The organism is Candidatus Solirubrobacter pratensis (genome assembly GCF_000425945.1).
GTDB lineage: Bacteria > Actinomycetota > Thermoleophilia > Solirubrobacterales > Solirubrobacteraceae > Solirubrobacter > Solirubrobacter pratensis.
The window spans coordinates 235271-248884 of the sequence record NZ_AUEK01000007.1 but is presented as its reverse complement, the minus strand read 5'-3'; the positions used below and the strand labels follow the sequence as shown (position 1 = coordinate 248884).

Sequence of the window (13614 nt, the reverse complement as noted above, 5' to 3'; positions counted from 1 at the left end):
GCAGATGCCGGAGACATGGACGATCGAGCAGGCCGCGACGGCAATCGCGGACGGCAGCGATCCGGCTGAGTACGTGCTCGCGCTGACGCTGCACATCGAGCGCGGCAAGGGCATCGCCCTCTACCGCAACGAGGAGTTCGGCCATCCCGGCATGGGGCACACCGTGGGCTTCACCTACGGCACGTCTGAGGCGCAGTTCGAGACGCCTGAGCCGCCCGTCCAGTGCCCCGATGGACTCATGCGCGAGATCACCGGGGGCATCAACTGGCGCTACCGCCTCGCGGCCGTGGTGCCCCCGGAGGAGACGGCATGAGGCTCGCTCACCTGCGTAACCCGCACGACGGCGGCTACGACATCGCCACCGGCCGCGACATCTCGATGGGAGATGTCGTCGGCCACATCTACTGGGACGACCCCGGTGACGGCACCGGCAACGCGGGGCTCGTGATCCGCTGGGCGGATGACGATGAGTACGGCCCGTTCGAGATGCCCGACAGCGCCGAGGAGGCCGTCTCGCTGATCGAGGCACATGGTTACGAGCTTGACGTTGACAGCAGGCAGGACATCGCCGCGCTGAAGGGGTAGACACGAGTTATCCCTAGCTGGTAGGGTTGTGCCCATGACGACTCCCATGATCGAGTCCCAGGCCATCGGCATCGACTCCGTGTCGGGCCTCACCCTTGAGGACATCGGGCACATCGGCCCGGCCGCCCGCGCGTTCGCTCTCCAGAACGCCGCCGACACAGCGCAGCGCAACCTGGACTGGCACCGCGAGCGCCTGTACGACCAGATCGACCGCGACGAGCGCATCGCCGCCGCTCGCGGTGCCATCGGTTCCCTCACCGACCCCACCACGCGGGTCGAGCGCGACGCCGTGACCATCGAGCTTCGCGCGAAGGCCGAGGTCGCCAGCAAGGCTGCCAGCGAGGCGCAGGCCGAGGTCGGCGGGATCGTCTTCTGCGTCGCGGGTGACAAGCTCGCCTACGCCCACGAGCGCATCACCGCCCTCTCGCGCAAGGCCGCCCGCATCGGCTGCGACGACCTGACGCTCACGGACACGGACGAGACGGTCCTCCTCAACTACTGCTACGCCGAGGACCCCGATCGCGGCTATCACGCCGACTTCCTGCACACGTTCGTGATCTTCTCGGGCACGACGCCGAAGATCGATGGCTTCGAGTTCCTCGCCACGGTGAACACGACCGAGGCGGGCAACATCATCAAGCGCATCCCCGTCATCCGCTTCGGCATGCAGCGCGGACTCGACTGGGGCGACGGTCACATCGTGCGCGAGAGCGAGTCGGCCGCCGCGCTGGCCCTCAACGCGATCAACCTCGACCGCTTCCGCGACACCGGCTCCATCTGCGAGCACTGCGGCTACAAGCGCGAGCGCAACGACACCTTCATCGTCTACTCGCACGAGACCGGCGAGACCAAGCAGGTGGGCCGCCAGTGCCTCCGCGACTTCACCGGCCTCAACAACCCCGAGCGGATCATGAAGGTGCTCCAGCAGGTGTGGGAGGAGATGCGCTCGCTCTCCTCCTCCAAGGGCGAGGTGCCGCCGGTTCTCATGCACGACTTCCTCACGCACTGCGCGCTGACGGTGCGCAAGGAGGGCGGCTACGTCTCCACCCGCGACTACGACAACTCCACCAAGGCCGTCGCCTCCAGGAACTACTGGAACAAGCGCGATCAGCGCAAGCACCCCAAGACCGGCGCCCCGCTGTGGACCGAGCCCGAGCAGCAGGACATGGACGCGGCTCGCATCGTGCGCGCCTGGGCGCTGACTGAGTGGGAGGAGAACGGCGAGTTCGCCTACAACGTCAAGACGGCCGTCACCCCCGAGGTCGTGGACCCGAAGGCGTTCGGCATGGCCGCCGCCGTCTTCGCCGCCTACACCAACTACAAGGCCCGCCAGGCCAAGCGTGAGGCGACGGCCGAGCGCGCCTTCGTCGGCACCCCGGGCAAGCGCTCGAAGGGCGTCACGGTCACCGTGGACAGCATCTACTGGGTCAACAACCCCTACGCCTACGACAGCACGAGCCCGATCTTCACCCTGAAGACGCCCGAGGGCAACGTCATCCGCGCCAAGGCCAGCAAGATGCCGAGCATCAAGGAGAACGGCACGAACCCGGTGCTCGGCGGGACGTACATCGTGGACTTCAGCGTCAACGCCGAGACCGACTACTACGCCGGTCACGTGGACGACGAGAAGTACGGCAAGCAGACCAACGTCAAGCGCCTGACGTTCCAGAAGGTCGTGAGCGAGCCCGTCCAGGCTTCGCACGACGACAACATCGAGGACTGACCCACACTACACTTCACGGGCGGGGCTTCGGCCCCGCCCTCAAGCTACGAGAGGAATACTCGACATGAGCAGCCACCTGGAACCGTCCGGCACGACTCGGGAGAGTCAGATCAGGGCGCTGGACCGCGAGGCAGGTGACCGGCCGTGAAGGACACGGGCGCCCTGCTCAGGGCTCAGGAGGAGCGCGTCGCGGCCGTCAACACGCCGGATGACTTCCAGGCGCTGATTACCGACCGTGGCATCGACATTGACGGCCTCACCCGTGTGATCGGCCAGCGCTGCACGAACCTGTACGCCGCTCTCAGTGGACAGGTGAAGGGCTGGGGCAAGCGGACGCCGGTCGTGGTCCCGGCCCTGGCGATCCAGCGCATGTTCGAGCAGTGGATCGACGGCTTCGCGCTCGGCGTGCTGATGGAGCATGGTGAGGGCGAGCCGGTCACTCCGGTGCTCGGCTTCGAGGAGATCGCCACGGCGATCAGGGATGCCGACTCACTCTCCGAGGAGCACGGCATCACCATGCAGCACATGGGCTATGACCTCATGGTGCTCGCTGACCGGCTCGCGTCCCGCGTGCCGCCGCCCACTCGCCCGATCCTCAAACGCGCCGGGGTGCCGAGGTACGCGCCGGGGCTCGATGGGCTCTCGATGGCCGTCTGCGTGATCCGCTGGCGCCGCGACGGTCACGTCTACCGGGTGGGCAGTGACCATGCCTAGCTGGGACGGCGAAGAGATCAACGTGGTGGACGGCCGTCGCATCGAGCGCACGTGCATCATCTGCCACGGCACCGGCCTTGAGGAGTGGTGGGAGGGTGGCGACCCGCGCAAGCCTCACGAGTACTGCGGCGGCCGTGGTCGCCTCCAGGTGAGCCGTCTGGAGATGATCTGGCGTGATCGGCGCCACGGCCAGGGACCCGGCTACGACAAGGACGGCAAGGAGAAGTACGTCCGGATCGCGCTCGACGTGCCGCCGGAGATCGGCGCGCTGATCGACGCCTACATCGCGCACCGCAAGCGCACGGACATCAACTACCGGGACTTCAACCGTGCCCGGTTCGCGCGCATCGCCATCCTGGAGATGCTGGACAGGGAATGGCCCGAGCAGCCGGAGGCGATCGAGGCGACGGCCGTGGACGCGGAGGCCGTCGAGTTGCCGCTCGAAGCAGGCCCCTCAGAGGCCACGAGCGAGGGCGAGGCGGGCGCTACCCCTCCTGCGGGCCTGGACGGGCCGCAGACGGGCCGCTAGGCCCCTCGGAGAGGACGCTCGCAACTGTGCTGTGGTGCTCCGGCATCGAGAGCACCAGCGCGAAGAGCACTGCGAAGCTCTTCTCAGCGCCGTGCTGATCGTCCCGCGCCCGGTCGTACTGCACGTCCAGCGCCGCCGCGACGACGGCCTGAATATCCCTGTCTACTGCCATGCGCCTGATGGTAGCGCTACGCTGGCCGACTACTGAGTGCATGGCCGACTTCGAGATCGTCACGTGGGCGGGGCGCTACGCCAACAAGTGGCTCGTGGTGAGAGCGCACGACCAGCGCATCATGACCGAGAGCGCCAGCGTCTACGAGTGCCTGCGCTGGGTGCGCACCTGGGGTGACACCAACATCGGGCGCTTCAAGAAGGGTCAGCCGCTCAGTCCTGCGTACGTCGAGGCGCTTCAATCACCACTTGACCAATCACCTCGTCAGGACCCTCTGTGACGAAGTGACGGATGCGGATGATGAGCCCGGCGTTCTCTCTCGTCATCCACTCGGCCCACTTGCGTATGACCGCGAGCGAGCGCTGATCGTTGGCCATCGCCGGTCCGGGCGAGGAGAAGCCGAACGCCTTGGCAACCTGTGGAGTGATCCACAGCGGCCCCTCCCAGTCCTCGCCACGCGTCGATGAGACCGTGGTGGCCATCCAGTACTCACGGATACGGAAGCCCCGGTAGCGCGGGTCGTCCGGTCCGACGCCGATCGAGGGATCGATCCGCTCGGCCTCGGTGCGCTCGTCGCTCATAGTGAGAGCATACGCAGCGCGTCGGGCGAGTAGTTCAGCCGCTCCGCGCCGAACCGGCAGTGCGACAGGTGCGCGGGGATCCCAACCTGCCAGCACTGCTGGATGAACAGGATCGCCTGCCCGAGTGACGGATGCGGGAAGGGCTGTCCGGCGGCGATCACGACGTGTTCGAGCACGCGGCCGTGCGTGTCGAGCGTCACGCCCGCTGGACCTCGGTGACGCTCACGAGCGAGAAGCGCAGCCTGCCGGTCTCCTCGCGCGCCTGGCGCCGGGCCTCAGCGATGCAGGCGTCGCGCGTGTCGGCCTCCACCTCGTAGGCGTAGAGCCTGCGGCCATCGTCCCTGAGGGTGATGTACAGCGTCATGGGAACAGGGTACCAGCGCCGCTAGAGGTCATGTACCGGTGACCCTGGCCAGCGCCTTGCGCACAGCCGTGAGCACGTCCGTCGCCACCTCAACGTAGAGACCCTGCCTGAGCATCTCGTGCCCCCTGGCGGCTTCGGGGCACAGCGCGATCAGCCCACCGTTACGCTCCACCTGCTCAAGCTCGACATGCCACTGCTTCCACTCGAAGTACAGGACGGCGCGCTCTTCCACCTCAGGCCACTGAATCTCCAGCACGAGCGAGAACTCACCTCGGGCGGCATGCGGCTCGCGGAAGAACGACCATCGCGACTCCGAGTTGATGTCCTCTCGCGAGACGGCCAGCGTGGTGACACGCCGCATCGTGTCTGACCATCGGACCTTGAAGAACACGTAGACGCCGTCAGGGCCGAGCATGACCGCCGAGCCGAGCGGCCCGATCGCGGCGGCTTTTACCTCGGCGTGCAAGCGCTCGGCATCTTCCTCTGATGTGTACTGGGTCATGCCGGACAGTCTACGGCCGCTGGCGGTCGGCAGCCGGTGATTCCCACAGTCGTTCGAGCATCTTCAGTTCAAGCTCGGTCCGACAGTGCTCGCGGTAGGCGTCGGTGATCTCGAACATGCCGTCACAGTTCGGACACGGTCCACCGACCTCGGGCGGCCACCACGTCTCCTTCGCGCACACCGGGCACGCTGCGATGGGCGGCACATCGACGCGCAGGTGATATGGCGTCATAGGGCATGACAGCGCGTGACCGTGACGCATCCCACACGTCTCGCAGGGCGGGTCACTGACCGATGAGGACATCGACCGGGGTGTCGTCGGGGACGGGCTCGACAGCAATGATCTGGTCAACTGGCAGCCGCTCGATGACGTAGTGACCATCAGCCGTAAGCCCGCTGAGATCACCTTGCCCGGCAATAGTGAGACGGACTTTTCCGCCAGGAGCTTGAGCAACAAGTGTGCGTGCACGCTCGTCACCTCCTACCTTCTCTCTCTCCTGCACTGGCCTCTCCTCTGAGCGCATTACACACCTGCTCGCCAATCTCCCTGCCCAGTCCCTCGGGCACTGCCAGTATCACCGTGTCGTGCGGTCGTGCGGGCGTGTCGGCGTCAATCTCCTCGACCGACCACTGCTCATTGACCTCGCCCAGCGTCTCCTCTGCTTTGCCGCCCGCTGGCGACACGCCGACAACGATGTGGTTCATAGCGCACTAACGCTAGACCTGCTGACGCCATCTTCAAGGTGGTGCGAGCACATGCCGCGCTCACGTTGCACCGTCACGATCATCAACGTGGCGCAGGCAGCGCTGATGGCACAGGACATAGCTCATGCCGAACGCGTCCGGCTCATAGCGCACGATGATCCCTGTCTCTCCAGGCTTGAACGCCTCCCCGCAGGTGCAGTGCAGCGCGAGGTGGCCCGCGCCCTCGTCTTCGATCACCTGGAGCGCGAGAAACGCGTCAAGCACTAGACAGCGCCGCGTAGACCATGTTCATCAGGTCCGCCGTGGTGTAGCCGTACTCCGCGACGAGCGTGCTCATGGCCTCGACGGCATCGCTCTCCAACGATGCCTGTATTTCCGTCTTGACCGGCTCGTCGGGCTCGGGCTCCTCCAGGCGTTCATCATCGAATGCCATGGGTCACTCCTTCACCGACACCTGCGCGATGGCCGCCTCGCACCGATGGCACGAGATATGCAGGACGCCGTGGTCATACATGACGCGCGTGGCAGCCTCGGGGTGACAGCGCGCGTGGAAGTACAGCGGCACACCCTGCTGGTGATCGCAGGGACGGCCGCCGTGCTTCATGCCGCAGCGCATGTCATCCAGTTGCTCGCGCCTGAGGGGGATCAGCATGCAACGACGCTATCACCGCGTCCGGACCGAAGCGCCCCACGTCCGTGCGCGGACATTCTGAGAGGCGCTAGATGCTGGTGCGATGCGCGCCTGAGCCGCCGAGCGCGCGTGTGACATGCAGTGTCATTCGGGTGACAATTCTGGCGCGTTCGCACTCGGACATTTGGCTCACTCGTCGCGCTCGGCGCGCCACTCGCCGCGCCGGGCCACCTGGTCATGCATGAACTGACGGCCCAACTCCAGCAACTCGTGGGCCGAGCGGCGGCGGAAGTCACGCCCGAGGATGGGATGCATGACATCCTCGGGCAGCCAGCGCAGCGCCTCACCTCGCTGTTCCTCACTCAGGTCACCGAGCACCCACCCGATGTCCTGCTTGGCCCTCACCACGTCGCCCACCACCCAGGCGTGCTCAGCGATGAGATCGCGCGCGGCCTGCTCACTGTCGAGCCGGGCGACGCGGGAGACAAGCTCGGTGTACCTCATGCCTCTCCTGACACTCGCGCGGTCAACCTGCCCTGGCAAGTTGCCGTCATGTTCACTGTCGCACATATACACAGGCGCACGCCTGAGGCCAAGCTGACGTAACCTGACGCCTCAGCGGAACTTGTGCACCATGCGCGTCATCGCCGCTTGAATCTCCTTAGCCACCTCATCGTTGAGCCCGTTGGGGGCATACACGATCTCGTCGGCCACACGCCGCAGACGCTTGGAGACACGGCGGCTCAGCACGACGGCGAGGATCGGCTTGTCCATCATGATCGCGGCCCCAAGCTCGACCCACAGCTTCACGTCGCCAGCGGTATCGTTGGGGTCACTCGGCCCGAGCGAGAGGAACACATCACTCTGCTCAATCTTGGGCGCCAGACCGGAGATGACCTGACGCACGAACGCCTTCGACGGCGACCAGTCGTCACTCATCGTGCTCTACATGCTCAGCGATGTGTCCGAGGGCGGCCTCATGGACATAGAACTGCGGCCCGTCACTTGCGCGCTTGCCGAAGCTCGCGATGCAGACACGGCAGTCAAAGCCCTCGCCTCGCGGCGTCGTGACCTTCACCGGCTCGCGCCAGCGGATGTATGGATACGTCTCCTCCAGGAACGACAGCGTGAAGGGCGCGCGCTCCGCTCCGGTCCTCTCCGGTCTGGCATCCATTTGCGAGGAGCTTAGCGCCCGCCTCGGGCGCCGCCCTCCAGGCCCGGCTCAATGTCCGCACGCGAACCTCAGGCGGCGCTCAGGACGGCTCAGGGGGCTCAGGGGCCTCGCGGCCCAAGCACTCGTCGCAGAGGACCGGCTCGCCCTCGGTCACGTCACACAGGCGGATCAGGCCACAGCGAGAGCAGCGCTTGAACAGTCGCATCGTCGCTCACCCCGGCCAGCAGCCAGCGCAGTAGTCAAGGGCGTTGATGCTCACCCATCCCTCGGCGTCGGCAAGCTCAGGGCTACGCCGCGTCCCGCAGCCATCGCACTCGAACACCGGCCCGGTGAGTCGCACCACGTCGCTGTCACTCATGAGCGCGCGCATCGCGGCTCTCTCCATGGCGGCCCGCTCGGCGTAGCTCACTCCTCGGCCCTCACGAAACTCACGCTGTCCACCCCGGCCTCGTCACTGAGACGTGAGGTGAGGCTACCGAGGAAGTACTCGAACTCACGCCTGATGATGTCCGTCGCCTCGTCGGCCTGCGTCTTGGTCTCTGTCCCCTCGGGGTTGGCAGCGAAGGCGAAGCGTAGCTCGATCTGCATGCGCGCAAGCTTAGCGCTCGTAGAGTGTCGGGCTGCTCCTTCGGGGAGGGACCGCTTCCGCGTTGCCCCGGGAGAGGACAGAGCCGTATCCCATTGGGGCTGTGCTTCGGCTGCGTGCGTCCCCTATGAAGCCAGTGGCTCGGAGCAGCCCGACCAGCGCAGCATACAGGGCGCACTAGCCTGAGTGTAAGGCGGCCCGCGCCTCGGTCGATCATTGGGGGATCACTGCGTGTACTCACCATCACCTACGCGGCCCAGCACACGTACTACATCAGAGAGCAGCCCCTCGGTCGTCGGCCCACGCTGGTCCTCGGGTAGGGCCATGATCGTCTCCTCGGCCAGGCGCACAGCGGTCGCGAGGTAACACAGCCCGGCAGCGTCAAGCTCCTGTCCCGCAGTGAACAGGTCACGCACAATGATCGCCATGCCACGTATCGTAGCTCGCCCCCCGCCCCAATGCGTGTCTACCCCGAGCCACCTCGCCTCTTCGTCGCGGTCTTGGGCAACACGAACCCGGCCACCCGCTCGCTCGGCGGCGCTCCCACCCTGATGCACATGCCCACGAAGCGCATGGGCCAGTCCATCGGGTGATCGCCAAACAGGTCACGCATCTCACTCGGGGACATCATGATGAGTCCGTGGTCCTCCAGCGCAGATGGCAACGCCTCGGCGTTCTGTACAGTGACGATCACCGCATCATCGTCATCAGCGCCATCGCCCGGGTAGGCAAGCCGATAGGCAGGCGCAACTCGATCCGCGTCATACTCAGACATGCGAATACAGTAGCGCCGTTCGCCCAGGGCGCTAGGCTCGACTCGGCACGTCCTGGCAGGCTTGCCGCGATGATCCCACAGCCCCAGGGCATGATCTACCCGTGATCTACCTATCAGACGCCTCCACGCGCGCCCTGCCCGCCCCGGGGGGTTGACTGCCCCTAGCTCGTGTGGTAAGGGTCGGCTACGGGTGAGCAAGCCTAGGGGCGAGCAATGCCCGTATGTGGGGCGTAGCTGGGGACGCATACTCAGCCCTAGGACGAAGTGCCTCGTATGCAGGGCATTCGTGGTTGGACATGACGCTTGGAGAGCGTGGGGTCACATGCTCAGGCGCTGTGTGTCGCCTGCCTGACGCTGCCCCTTGACAAACCGGAGGGCTTGTGCTTTGAGGGCTCCCCTCGCACAGGGCTCGATAGGTGAACGTCACCGCGCAGATTGCTCGCAGGTAAAGTGACATATCCCGGCAGGTTGGTGAGGGATAGGCACCGCGTAACCCTGAAAGGGACCCAGAGGACTCCACTGGCGATAGGTACCCTTGTCGTGTATCCTGTGGAATGCACGCTACCCCTGATGAGGCGGCCAAGGTTGTGGCCGACCTGAAGGCGAAGGCAGAATCGGAGACGGACACGCGTCAGTGCGTGGGCTGCTTCAACGAGGTCCGCCCCGGCCACCGCGAGGATCACTCGCCCGGCTGCCCGACCGGCCAGAACGGCACTCCCAACTACGAATGACCCTGCGCTAGACTCCCGCGCGTGGCAGATTCCTTCGATAGGCTTCTCTCTGCCGAGGAGCTACACCGGGCGGCGGACCTCGTGGGGGATACGGGAAGCGAGGCCGAGGCGGGGATCGCGTACGGCGCGCTCCAAGAGTTCATCGCGAGCGCGGAGTTCCCCAACGCGGCCATCGACCCGCTGTCGCTGTGCTACGGCATCATGATCGGCGCTCAGGCCATGATGGATAGGAGTCCCGATGGAGCGTGAGCCGAAGAAGAAGATGGTGAACCGCAACTTTGGCCTTCGCCCCGATCAGGTCGAGTGGCTGCGCGAGATGTCTTTCATTCAGCGCAGGCCGCAGACTGAGTATGTGCGCGAGGCCATCGCTGACCTTCAGGCCAAGCTCGACGCGGATGGACCTCCCGATGGAACGTGACGCGGCTAAGCGCATCTGGACGATCGAGGTCTGCAAGACGTGCAGCCGCCTGGCGGTGTGGCCGTTCTGCGAGCATCGCCCGGATGGTTACGTCCCGCCCGGCACACCGTCGTGGTGTGAGCTTGTGAGAGTGCGCGAGGTCGGCACGAGGAAGCGTCCATGAGGCGACGGTACTTCGCCCACCGCCGGGCGTACTTCCCGAGGCTGTGGCCGTGGGCGGTCCTCACGGTTGCCCTCGACACGGTCCTGTCACGGCTGCTGTCTCCCGGCTTGCTTCTCACGTTGGGGGTAAATCTCGTCATGGGAGCCGGGGTGATCTACCTCCGGGTCGCGGTGTGGCGCTGGCGTAACCCTGCCATCTCCTCGGAGGAGTACCTGGACGACATGCGCAAGGCGGCGACGTGGAATTAGGCACGCGGTGGAGGGGAAAGTGACGGATAAGCGGTTCGACCCCGACTGGGTGATCGCCCCCGGGGAGACGTTGAAGGAGTGGCGCGAGGAGAACAAGCTCGGCGTCAAGGCCGCCGCCACCACCTGCGCGCGTATGTCGGTGGACCTCTACACGGCGATCGAGGCGGGCGAGCAGCCGATCACCGACACGATCGCGGACGCCCTGCACTTCGGGACGGGCATCCCCAAGCGGCTGTGGCTGAACCTGGAGCGCATCTACCGCGAGGGCCTGAAGGCCGGTAAGACGCGTGTCTGACAGCATCGACCCCGACGACTTCGACCTTCCTCTCCACGACCGCGAGGGCAATCCAATCTCCTTCCTGGAGGCCGGTCGCCTCCTGACCGACGAGAACTACCGGGTACTCCGGAAGACGTGGTGGGCCGACGTTGAGGTGTCCACCGTGTGGCTTCCCCTCTCGCTGGACGGATGGCGGTTCGAGACGATGATCTTCGGTGGCCCGCTGGATGAGCGCTGCTGGCGCTACAAGGACGAGTTCTCTGCCCTTGAGGGTCACGAGGCCGCCGTACAGGCGGTCAAAGCGGCCGTGGCCCGCGAGCAGGAGAGGCGATAGACTCTTCGCATGGACCGCGACCCCCACATCCACGAGATCATCGACTTCCTCCAGCCGTTCATCGACGGCAAGGTGTCGCATCAGTGTGACCTGGTGCGCCAGGAGCGGCTGAACCGCCTCGGTCCTCCGGGCAACACTCCGGCGCGACACTGGGGCCACTACTGGTGCCACGACAACCCCTTCCCCTGCGCGTGCCCGTGCCACTGGACGCAGGACGAGATCGCGCTCAAGCTGATCGAGATCATGGGCGAGTATGAGCCCGCGCCCGTCGTCGGCACGTGGCTCGGCAGCTACATGGGCCGCCAGACGCGGGAGGGAGCGAGACTGCGCTCCCTGGCCGATGAGCGCGATGCGATGATCGCCCGGGTCGTTGAGGCCCTCAGCGCTCCGGCGGGGACCTGATGGGTGATATCGAGCGTTGGACGATCTACGTCTGCCCGGTCTGCCGCAAGCGCGCTCAGCTTCCCGGTGATCCGCCGATGTGTCTCGACCACCTGAATCCGGAGCGGTGCGAGGCGGTCATCGTGCGCGTTGACGACACCGAGGGGGCCGTAGGACTGCGCGAAGAGATCGGGAGACTGGCCGACCTGTGGGAGCGATCCGGCGACGCCAGATTGATCGCGCACAGCGCGTCGTTGCGGGCGATCCTCAAGGCCCACGGGGGGCAGTAGCACGATGGACGTTCTCAGGCATTTCGTGGACACGGCCCAGGGATTGATGCTCGTCCAGGACGACGTGTACGGCATGAGGGCCGCGACACCGCTGGAGAAGGAGATGCGAGCCGAGATCGAGCGCCTGCGCTCAGAGCCCCAGCGGTCTCACGCGTCCGAGGATGTCCACCTTGCGCTGGCGGTGGAGCACATGGTCAAGACGATCGAGTCGTTGGGCGCGGTCGTCGTGTCGAGCGAGACGAGCTTCGAGCAGCGCGTGACGACGATCGCCTACGTCGTGGCCAAGATGTACGACCCGGGCTACGAGGTCGTGGTCCAGGAGCGTGACGGTTAGAGCCCCGGCCGCCAGGGCACCTGTTTGGCTGACTGGCGGAATCCCCTGGCGGCCGGGCGGGGTCGGTCCCGGAAGGAGTCGCGCATCCGGGGGACGACGCGCACGAGCATAGCGGAGCCATGGGCCAACCTGGCAGCGAGATCACCTCGTTGTTCGTGTGACAACACTCTCGTAACTGACCCTTGACGGCCGTTGAGAGGGTGCTAGCTTGTGTCGAGCCGGAGCTAAGGAACAGACGGCAGACCGGGTAAGGAAACAAGCCCGAGGGAGTTCACGCCGAAAGACGCGACTCCCTACCTCATCCCTCACGGGAGAATGGTGAAAAGACCGTCTGTGGGCAACGACCCTGCTGAGTGAAAGCTCGGAGGGACAAGTACCCAGAACCCCCTGGGGTTCGCCTAAGGCTTCGGCGTTTTGCGTTCCGACGCTTTCCGTCGTCGGCGGCTGATATGTTCGGGGTTGTCCAAGCAAACGATTTGGAGGACCCATTGGACAGCGAAAGGCAAGTGGCTGCCGTGGCGGCGATCATTCGGCGCGACCGCCATGATCGCGAGGCCCCGGCTGCCACGGTCGTGGCGCGCGAGATCATCGCCAAGCTCTCGGAGACGCGGAAGGCCAGCATCCTGAGCGACCCGCAGATGGCGAAGGCGTGCTCGCACCCGATCCGCGCCCGCATGGTCCGGCTGCTCGGGGACGCGCCCGCGTGCGAGCCCTGCCGGGGCAAGGGGCACCGCAAGGAGGAGACTTGTAAGGAGTGCAAGGGCTCCGGCCGCCAGGCGCTGTCGCCCAACGACCTCAAGCACGCGATTGGGGTCCACCTCGGGGTCGTCAGCTACCACATGCGAATGCTGCGCGAGTACGACGCGGTGTCGTTGATCCGAACGGAGCCCAGGCGCGGAGCGCTCGCGCACTTCTACGGGCTCTCGCCCCGGGGCCGTGAGGTCCACGCCGAGCTTCCCTCGTTCGATGAACTCCCGCCTATCCCCGTCGCCAGCGCCAACGGGGCCACGGCCGTCGCGGTCTGATGACGATCGAGGCGGGGATCGGTCCCTTCCGCCGACCCCAGGGCTGATGGCGCGCGTCATCACCGTCACGTGCGACAAGTGCGGGGCCTCGGCCCAGGGACCCACCTGGCCCGACAACTGGTACCACTGGCACCGGCAAGACCTCTGCCGCACCTGCGCGCTGCCGGAGATACTCGCCGCGCTACGCGGCTGCGATGAGGCCGACGCGCCCGACTGGGCCTCTCCCAACCTCGGCGTCGCCCCCGCGCCGCTGTGGACTCTCCCCCAGGCGCCCGGGACCGTCGAGCGCATGCTGCGCGAGGACGAACACTGAACGTGTTCCTCTACCGCCCCGGCTACTACGCCCACCGCGTTCGGCACTTCGGCCACGGC

Annotated in this window: 32 protein-coding genes; 17 read left to right on the top strand and 15 right to left on the bottom strand. The window is 66.1% G+C overall.

What is annotated here, in order from left to right:
* The first annotated feature begins 4 nt into the window (after positions 1-4).
* The 6 genes from H958_RS0108370 (at position 5) to H958_RS47435 (ending at position 4003) form a co-directional block, all read left to right on the top strand.
* Positions 5-313 (top strand): hypothetical protein, encoded by a 309-nt coding sequence (locus tag H958_RS0108370; protein WP_156027791.1) that lies wholly within the window; start codon positions 5-7, stop codon positions 311-313.
* Positions 310-585: a hypothetical protein gene (locus H958_RS0108365; RefSeq protein ID WP_028058335.1), complete on the top strand. Its 276-nt coding sequence runs from the start codon at positions 310-312 to the stop codon at positions 583-585. Before H958_RS0108370 ends, H958_RS0108365 begins: the two co-directional genes overlap by 4 nt.
* A 34-nt stretch (positions 586-619) precedes the next feature.
* Positions 620-2308 carry a hypothetical protein gene (locus H958_RS0108360; protein ID WP_156027789.1) on the top strand — a complete coding sequence of 563 codons (1689 nt, stop codon included), beginning with the start codon at positions 620-622 and terminating at the stop codon, positions 2306-2308.
* Positions 2309-2452: 144 nt separating this feature from the next.
* A complete protein-coding gene (locus H958_RS0108355; protein ID WP_028058333.1) occupies positions 2453-3022 on the top strand; it encodes a hypothetical protein in 570 nt (189 codons plus the stop codon).
* A complete protein-coding gene (locus H958_RS0108350; protein WP_028058332.1) occupies positions 3015-3551 on the top strand; it encodes a hypothetical protein in 537 nt (178 codons plus the stop codon). The genes H958_RS0108355 and H958_RS0108350 overlap by 8 nt, the downstream gene beginning before the upstream one ends.
* Before the next feature lie 179 nt (positions 3552-3730).
* Positions 3731-4003 carry a hypothetical protein gene (locus H958_RS47435; RefSeq protein ID WP_196807279.1) on the top strand — a complete coding sequence of 91 codons (273 nt, stop codon included), beginning with the start codon at positions 3731-3733 and terminating at the stop codon, positions 4001-4003.
* Here the strand turns inward: H958_RS47435 and H958_RS0108340 are convergent.
* The 15 genes from H958_RS0108340 to H958_RS0108270 form a co-directional block, all read right to left on the bottom strand.
* Positions 3936-4304 (bottom strand): hypothetical protein, encoded by a 369-nt coding sequence (locus tag H958_RS0108340; RefSeq protein ID WP_028058330.1) that lies wholly within the window; start codon positions 4302-4304, stop codon positions 3936-3938. The genes H958_RS47435 and H958_RS0108340 overlap by 68 nt on opposite strands.
* Entirely contained in the window at positions 4301-4504 is a 204-nt protein-coding gene (locus tag H958_RS0108335; RefSeq protein ID WP_028058329.1) for a hypothetical protein, read from the bottom strand. The genes H958_RS0108340 and H958_RS0108335 overlap by 4 nt, the downstream gene beginning before the upstream one ends.
* The gene (locus tag H958_RS46060) at positions 4501-4668 is read right to left on the bottom strand and encodes a hypothetical protein (protein WP_156027787.1); all 168 of its coding nucleotides are present in this window, start codon (positions 4666-4668) and stop codon (positions 4501-4503) included. The genes H958_RS0108335 and H958_RS46060 overlap by 4 nt, the downstream gene beginning before the upstream one ends.
* A 28-nt stretch (positions 4669-4696) precedes the next feature.
* Complete coding sequence (locus H958_RS0108325) at positions 4697-5170, bottom strand: hypothetical protein (RefSeq protein ID WP_028058328.1); 474 nt, start codon at positions 5168-5170, stop codon at positions 4697-4699.
* A gap of 474 nt (positions 5171-5644) precedes the next feature.
* A complete protein-coding gene (locus tag H958_RS46050; RefSeq protein WP_156027785.1) occupies positions 5645-5875 on the bottom strand; it encodes a hypothetical protein in 231 nt (76 codons plus the stop codon).
* A gap of 60 nt (positions 5876-5935) precedes the next feature.
* Positions 5936-6112 (bottom strand): hypothetical protein, encoded by a 177-nt coding sequence (locus tag H958_RS0108315; protein WP_156027784.1) that lies wholly within the window; start codon positions 6110-6112, stop codon positions 5936-5938.
* 19 nt (positions 6113-6131) lie between these two features.
* Positions 6132-6308 (bottom strand): hypothetical protein, encoded by a 177-nt coding sequence (locus tag H958_RS46045; RefSeq protein WP_156027783.1) that lies wholly within the window; start codon positions 6306-6308, stop codon positions 6132-6134.
* Positions 6309-6311: 3 nt separating this feature from the next.
* Positions 6312-6527 (bottom strand): hypothetical protein, encoded by a 216-nt coding sequence (locus tag H958_RS0108305; RefSeq protein ID WP_028058326.1) that lies wholly within the window; start codon positions 6525-6527, stop codon positions 6312-6314.
* 168 nt (positions 6528-6695) lie between these two features.
* A complete protein-coding gene (locus tag H958_RS0108300) occupies positions 6696-7010 on the bottom strand; it encodes a hypothetical protein (RefSeq protein ID WP_028058325.1) in 315 nt (104 codons plus the stop codon).
* Positions 7011-7121: 111 nt separating this feature from the next.
* Complete coding sequence (locus H958_RS0108295; protein ID WP_028058324.1) at positions 7122-7445, bottom strand: hypothetical protein; 324 nt, start codon at positions 7443-7445, stop codon at positions 7122-7124.
* Entirely contained in the window at positions 7438-7680 is a 243-nt protein-coding gene (locus H958_RS0108290; protein WP_028058323.1) for a hypothetical protein, read from the bottom strand. The genes H958_RS0108295 and H958_RS0108290 overlap by 8 nt, the downstream gene beginning before the upstream one ends.
* A gap of 211 nt (positions 7681-7891) precedes the next feature.
* Positions 7892-8089 (bottom strand): hypothetical protein, encoded by a 198-nt coding sequence (locus tag H958_RS0108285; protein ID WP_028058322.1) that lies wholly within the window; start codon positions 8087-8089, stop codon positions 7892-7894.
* Complete coding sequence (locus H958_RS0108280; protein ID WP_028058321.1) at positions 8086-8268, bottom strand: hypothetical protein; 183 nt, start codon at positions 8266-8268, stop codon at positions 8086-8088. The genes H958_RS0108285 and H958_RS0108280 overlap by 4 nt, the downstream gene beginning before the upstream one ends.
* Before the next feature lie 222 nt (positions 8269-8490).
* The gene (locus tag H958_RS0108275) at positions 8491-8694 is read right to left on the bottom strand and encodes a hypothetical protein (protein WP_028058320.1); all 204 of its coding nucleotides are present in this window, start codon (positions 8692-8694) and stop codon (positions 8491-8493) included.
* 38 nt (positions 8695-8732) lie between these two features.
* Positions 8733-9041: a hypothetical protein gene (locus H958_RS0108270; RefSeq protein ID WP_028058319.1), complete on the bottom strand. Its 309-nt coding sequence runs from the start codon at positions 9039-9041 to the stop codon at positions 8733-8735.
* A gap of 587 nt (positions 9042-9628) precedes the next feature.
* Here H958_RS0108270 and H958_RS47430 point away from each other — a divergent pair.
* From H958_RS47430 to H958_RS0108215, 11 genes are all read left to right on the top strand, one after another.
* Positions 9629-9772: a hypothetical protein gene (locus H958_RS47430; RefSeq protein ID WP_196807278.1), complete on the top strand. Its 144-nt coding sequence runs from the start codon at positions 9629-9631 to the stop codon at positions 9770-9772.
* Positions 9773-9793: 21 nt separating this feature from the next.
* Positions 9794-10021, top strand: a complete 228-nt coding sequence (locus H958_RS0108260; protein ID WP_028058318.1) for a hypothetical protein — start codon at positions 9794-9796, stop codon at positions 10019-10021.
* Positions 10011-10190 (top strand): hypothetical protein, encoded by a 180-nt coding sequence (locus H958_RS0108255; RefSeq protein WP_028058317.1) that lies wholly within the window; start codon positions 10011-10013, stop codon positions 10188-10190. Before H958_RS0108260 ends, H958_RS0108255 begins: the two co-directional genes overlap by 11 nt.
* A gap of 159 nt (positions 10191-10349) precedes the next feature.
* Positions 10350-10601: a hypothetical protein gene (locus H958_RS0108250; protein WP_028058316.1), complete on the top strand. Its 252-nt coding sequence runs from the start codon at positions 10350-10352 to the stop codon at positions 10599-10601.
* A gap of 19 nt (positions 10602-10620) precedes the next feature.
* Positions 10621-10896, top strand: coding sequence for a transcriptional regulator (locus tag H958_RS0108245; RefSeq protein WP_037409721.1), 276 nt, complete (start codon positions 10621-10623; stop codon positions 10894-10896).
* Positions 10889-11212, top strand: coding sequence for a hypothetical protein (locus tag H958_RS0108240; protein WP_028058314.1), 324 nt, complete (start codon positions 10889-10891; stop codon positions 11210-11212). Before H958_RS0108245 ends, H958_RS0108240 begins: the two co-directional genes overlap by 8 nt.
* A gap of 9 nt (positions 11213-11221) precedes the next feature.
* Positions 11222-11614: a hypothetical protein gene (locus tag H958_RS0108235; RefSeq protein WP_028058313.1), complete on the top strand. Its 393-nt coding sequence runs from the start codon at positions 11222-11224 to the stop codon at positions 11612-11614.
* On the top strand, positions 11614-11883 hold the full coding sequence (locus tag H958_RS0108230) for a hypothetical protein (RefSeq protein WP_028058312.1): 270 nt from the start codon (positions 11614-11616) through the stop codon (positions 11881-11883). The genes H958_RS0108235 and H958_RS0108230 overlap by 1 nt, the downstream gene beginning before the upstream one ends.
* A gap of 4 nt (positions 11884-11887) precedes the next feature.
* Positions 11888-12217: a hypothetical protein gene (locus tag H958_RS0108225; RefSeq protein WP_028058311.1), complete on the top strand. Its 330-nt coding sequence runs from the start codon at positions 11888-11890 to the stop codon at positions 12215-12217.
* 515 nt (positions 12218-12732) lie between these two features.
* Positions 12733-13242, top strand: coding sequence for a DnaJ-like cysteine-rich domain-containing protein (locus H958_RS0108220; protein WP_196807277.1), 510 nt, complete (start codon positions 12733-12735; stop codon positions 13240-13242).
* Between the two features lie 46 nt (positions 13243-13288).
* Positions 13289-13555 carry a hypothetical protein gene (locus tag H958_RS0108215; RefSeq protein ID WP_028058309.1) on the top strand — a complete coding sequence of 89 codons (267 nt, stop codon included), beginning with the start codon at positions 13289-13291 and terminating at the stop codon, positions 13553-13555.
* The last annotated feature ends 59 nt before the right edge of the window (positions 13556-13614 follow it).

Excerpts from the sequence above, each read along its gene's own strand:
- H958_RS47435 (WP_196807279.1), top strand. The coding sequence starts at position 3,731 with ATGGTAGCGCTACGCTGGCCGACTACTGAGTGCATGGCCGACTTCGAG.
- H958_RS0108255 (WP_028058317.1), top strand. The coding sequence starts at position 10,011 with ATGGAGCGTGAGCCGAAGAAGAAGATGGTGAACCGCAACTTTGGCCTT.
- H958_RS0108230 (WP_028058312.1), top strand. The coding sequence starts at position 11,614 with ATGGGTGATATCGAGCGTTGGACGATCTACGTCTGCCCGGTCTGCCGC.
- H958_RS0108295 (WP_028058324.1), bottom strand. The coding sequence starts at position 7,445 with ATGAGTGACGACTGGTCGCCGTCGAAGGCGTTCGTGCGTCAGGTCATC.
- H958_RS46045 (WP_156027783.1), bottom strand. The coding sequence starts at position 6,308 with ATGGCATTCGATGATGAACGCCTGGAGGAGCCCGAGCCCGACGAGCCG.
- H958_RS0108305 (WP_028058326.1), bottom strand. The coding sequence starts at position 6,527 with ATGCTGATCCCCCTCAGGCGCGAGCAACTGGATGACATGCGCTGCGGC.
- H958_RS46050 (WP_156027785.1), bottom strand. The coding sequence starts at position 5,875 with ATGAACCACATCGTTGTCGGCGTGTCGCCAGCGGGCGGCAAAGCAGAG.
- H958_RS0108300 (WP_028058325.1), bottom strand. The coding sequence starts at position 7,010 with ATGAGGTACACCGAGCTTGTCTCCCGCGTCGCCCGGCTCGACAGTGAG.
- H958_RS0108360 (WP_156027789.1), top strand. The coding sequence starts at position 620 with ATGACGACTCCCATGATCGAGTCCCAGGCCATCGGCATCGACTCCGTG.
- H958_RS0108235 (WP_028058313.1), top strand. The coding sequence starts at position 11,222 with ATGGACCGCGACCCCCACATCCACGAGATCATCGACTTCCTCCAGCCG.
- H958_RS0108280 (WP_028058321.1), bottom strand. The coding sequence starts at position 8,268 with ATGCAGATCGAGCTACGCTTCGCCTTCGCTGCCAACCCCGAGGGGACA.
- H958_RS0108340 (WP_028058330.1), bottom strand. The coding sequence starts at position 4,304 with ATGAGCGACGAGCGCACCGAGGCCGAGCGGATCGATCCCTCGATCGGC.
- H958_RS46060 (WP_156027787.1), bottom strand. The coding sequence starts at position 4,668 with ATGACGCTGTACATCACCCTCAGGGACGATGGCCGCAGGCTCTACGCC.
- H958_RS0108225 (WP_028058311.1), top strand. The coding sequence starts at position 11,888 with ATGGACGTTCTCAGGCATTTCGTGGACACGGCCCAGGGATTGATGCTC.
- H958_RS0108365 (WP_028058335.1), top strand. The coding sequence starts at position 310 with ATGAGGCTCGCTCACCTGCGTAACCCGCACGACGGCGGCTACGACATC.
- H958_RS0108370 (WP_156027791.1), top strand. The coding sequence starts at position 5 with ATGCCGGAGACATGGACGATCGAGCAGGCCGCGACGGCAATCGCGGAC.
- H958_RS0108270 (WP_028058319.1), bottom strand. The coding sequence starts at position 9,041 with ATGTCTGAGTATGACGCGGATCGAGTTGCGCCTGCCTATCGGCTTGCC.
- H958_RS0108275 (WP_028058320.1), bottom strand. The coding sequence starts at position 8,694 with ATGGCGATCATTGTGCGTGACCTGTTCACTGCGGGACAGGAGCTTGAC.
- H958_RS0108325 (WP_028058328.1), bottom strand. The coding sequence starts at position 5,170 with ATGACCCAGTACACATCAGAGGAAGATGCCGAGCGCTTGCACGCCGAG.
- H958_RS0108215 (WP_028058309.1), top strand. The coding sequence starts at position 13,289 with ATGGCGCGCGTCATCACCGTCACGTGCGACAAGTGCGGGGCCTCGGCC.
- H958_RS0108290 (WP_028058323.1), bottom strand. The coding sequence starts at position 7,680 with ATGGATGCCAGACCGGAGAGGACCGGAGCGGAGCGCGCGCCCTTCACG.
- H958_RS0108250 (WP_028058316.1), top strand. The coding sequence starts at position 10,350 with ATGAGGCGACGGTACTTCGCCCACCGCCGGGCGTACTTCCCGAGGCTG.
- H958_RS0108350 (WP_028058332.1), top strand. The coding sequence starts at position 3,015 with ATGCCTAGCTGGGACGGCGAAGAGATCAACGTGGTGGACGGCCGTCGC.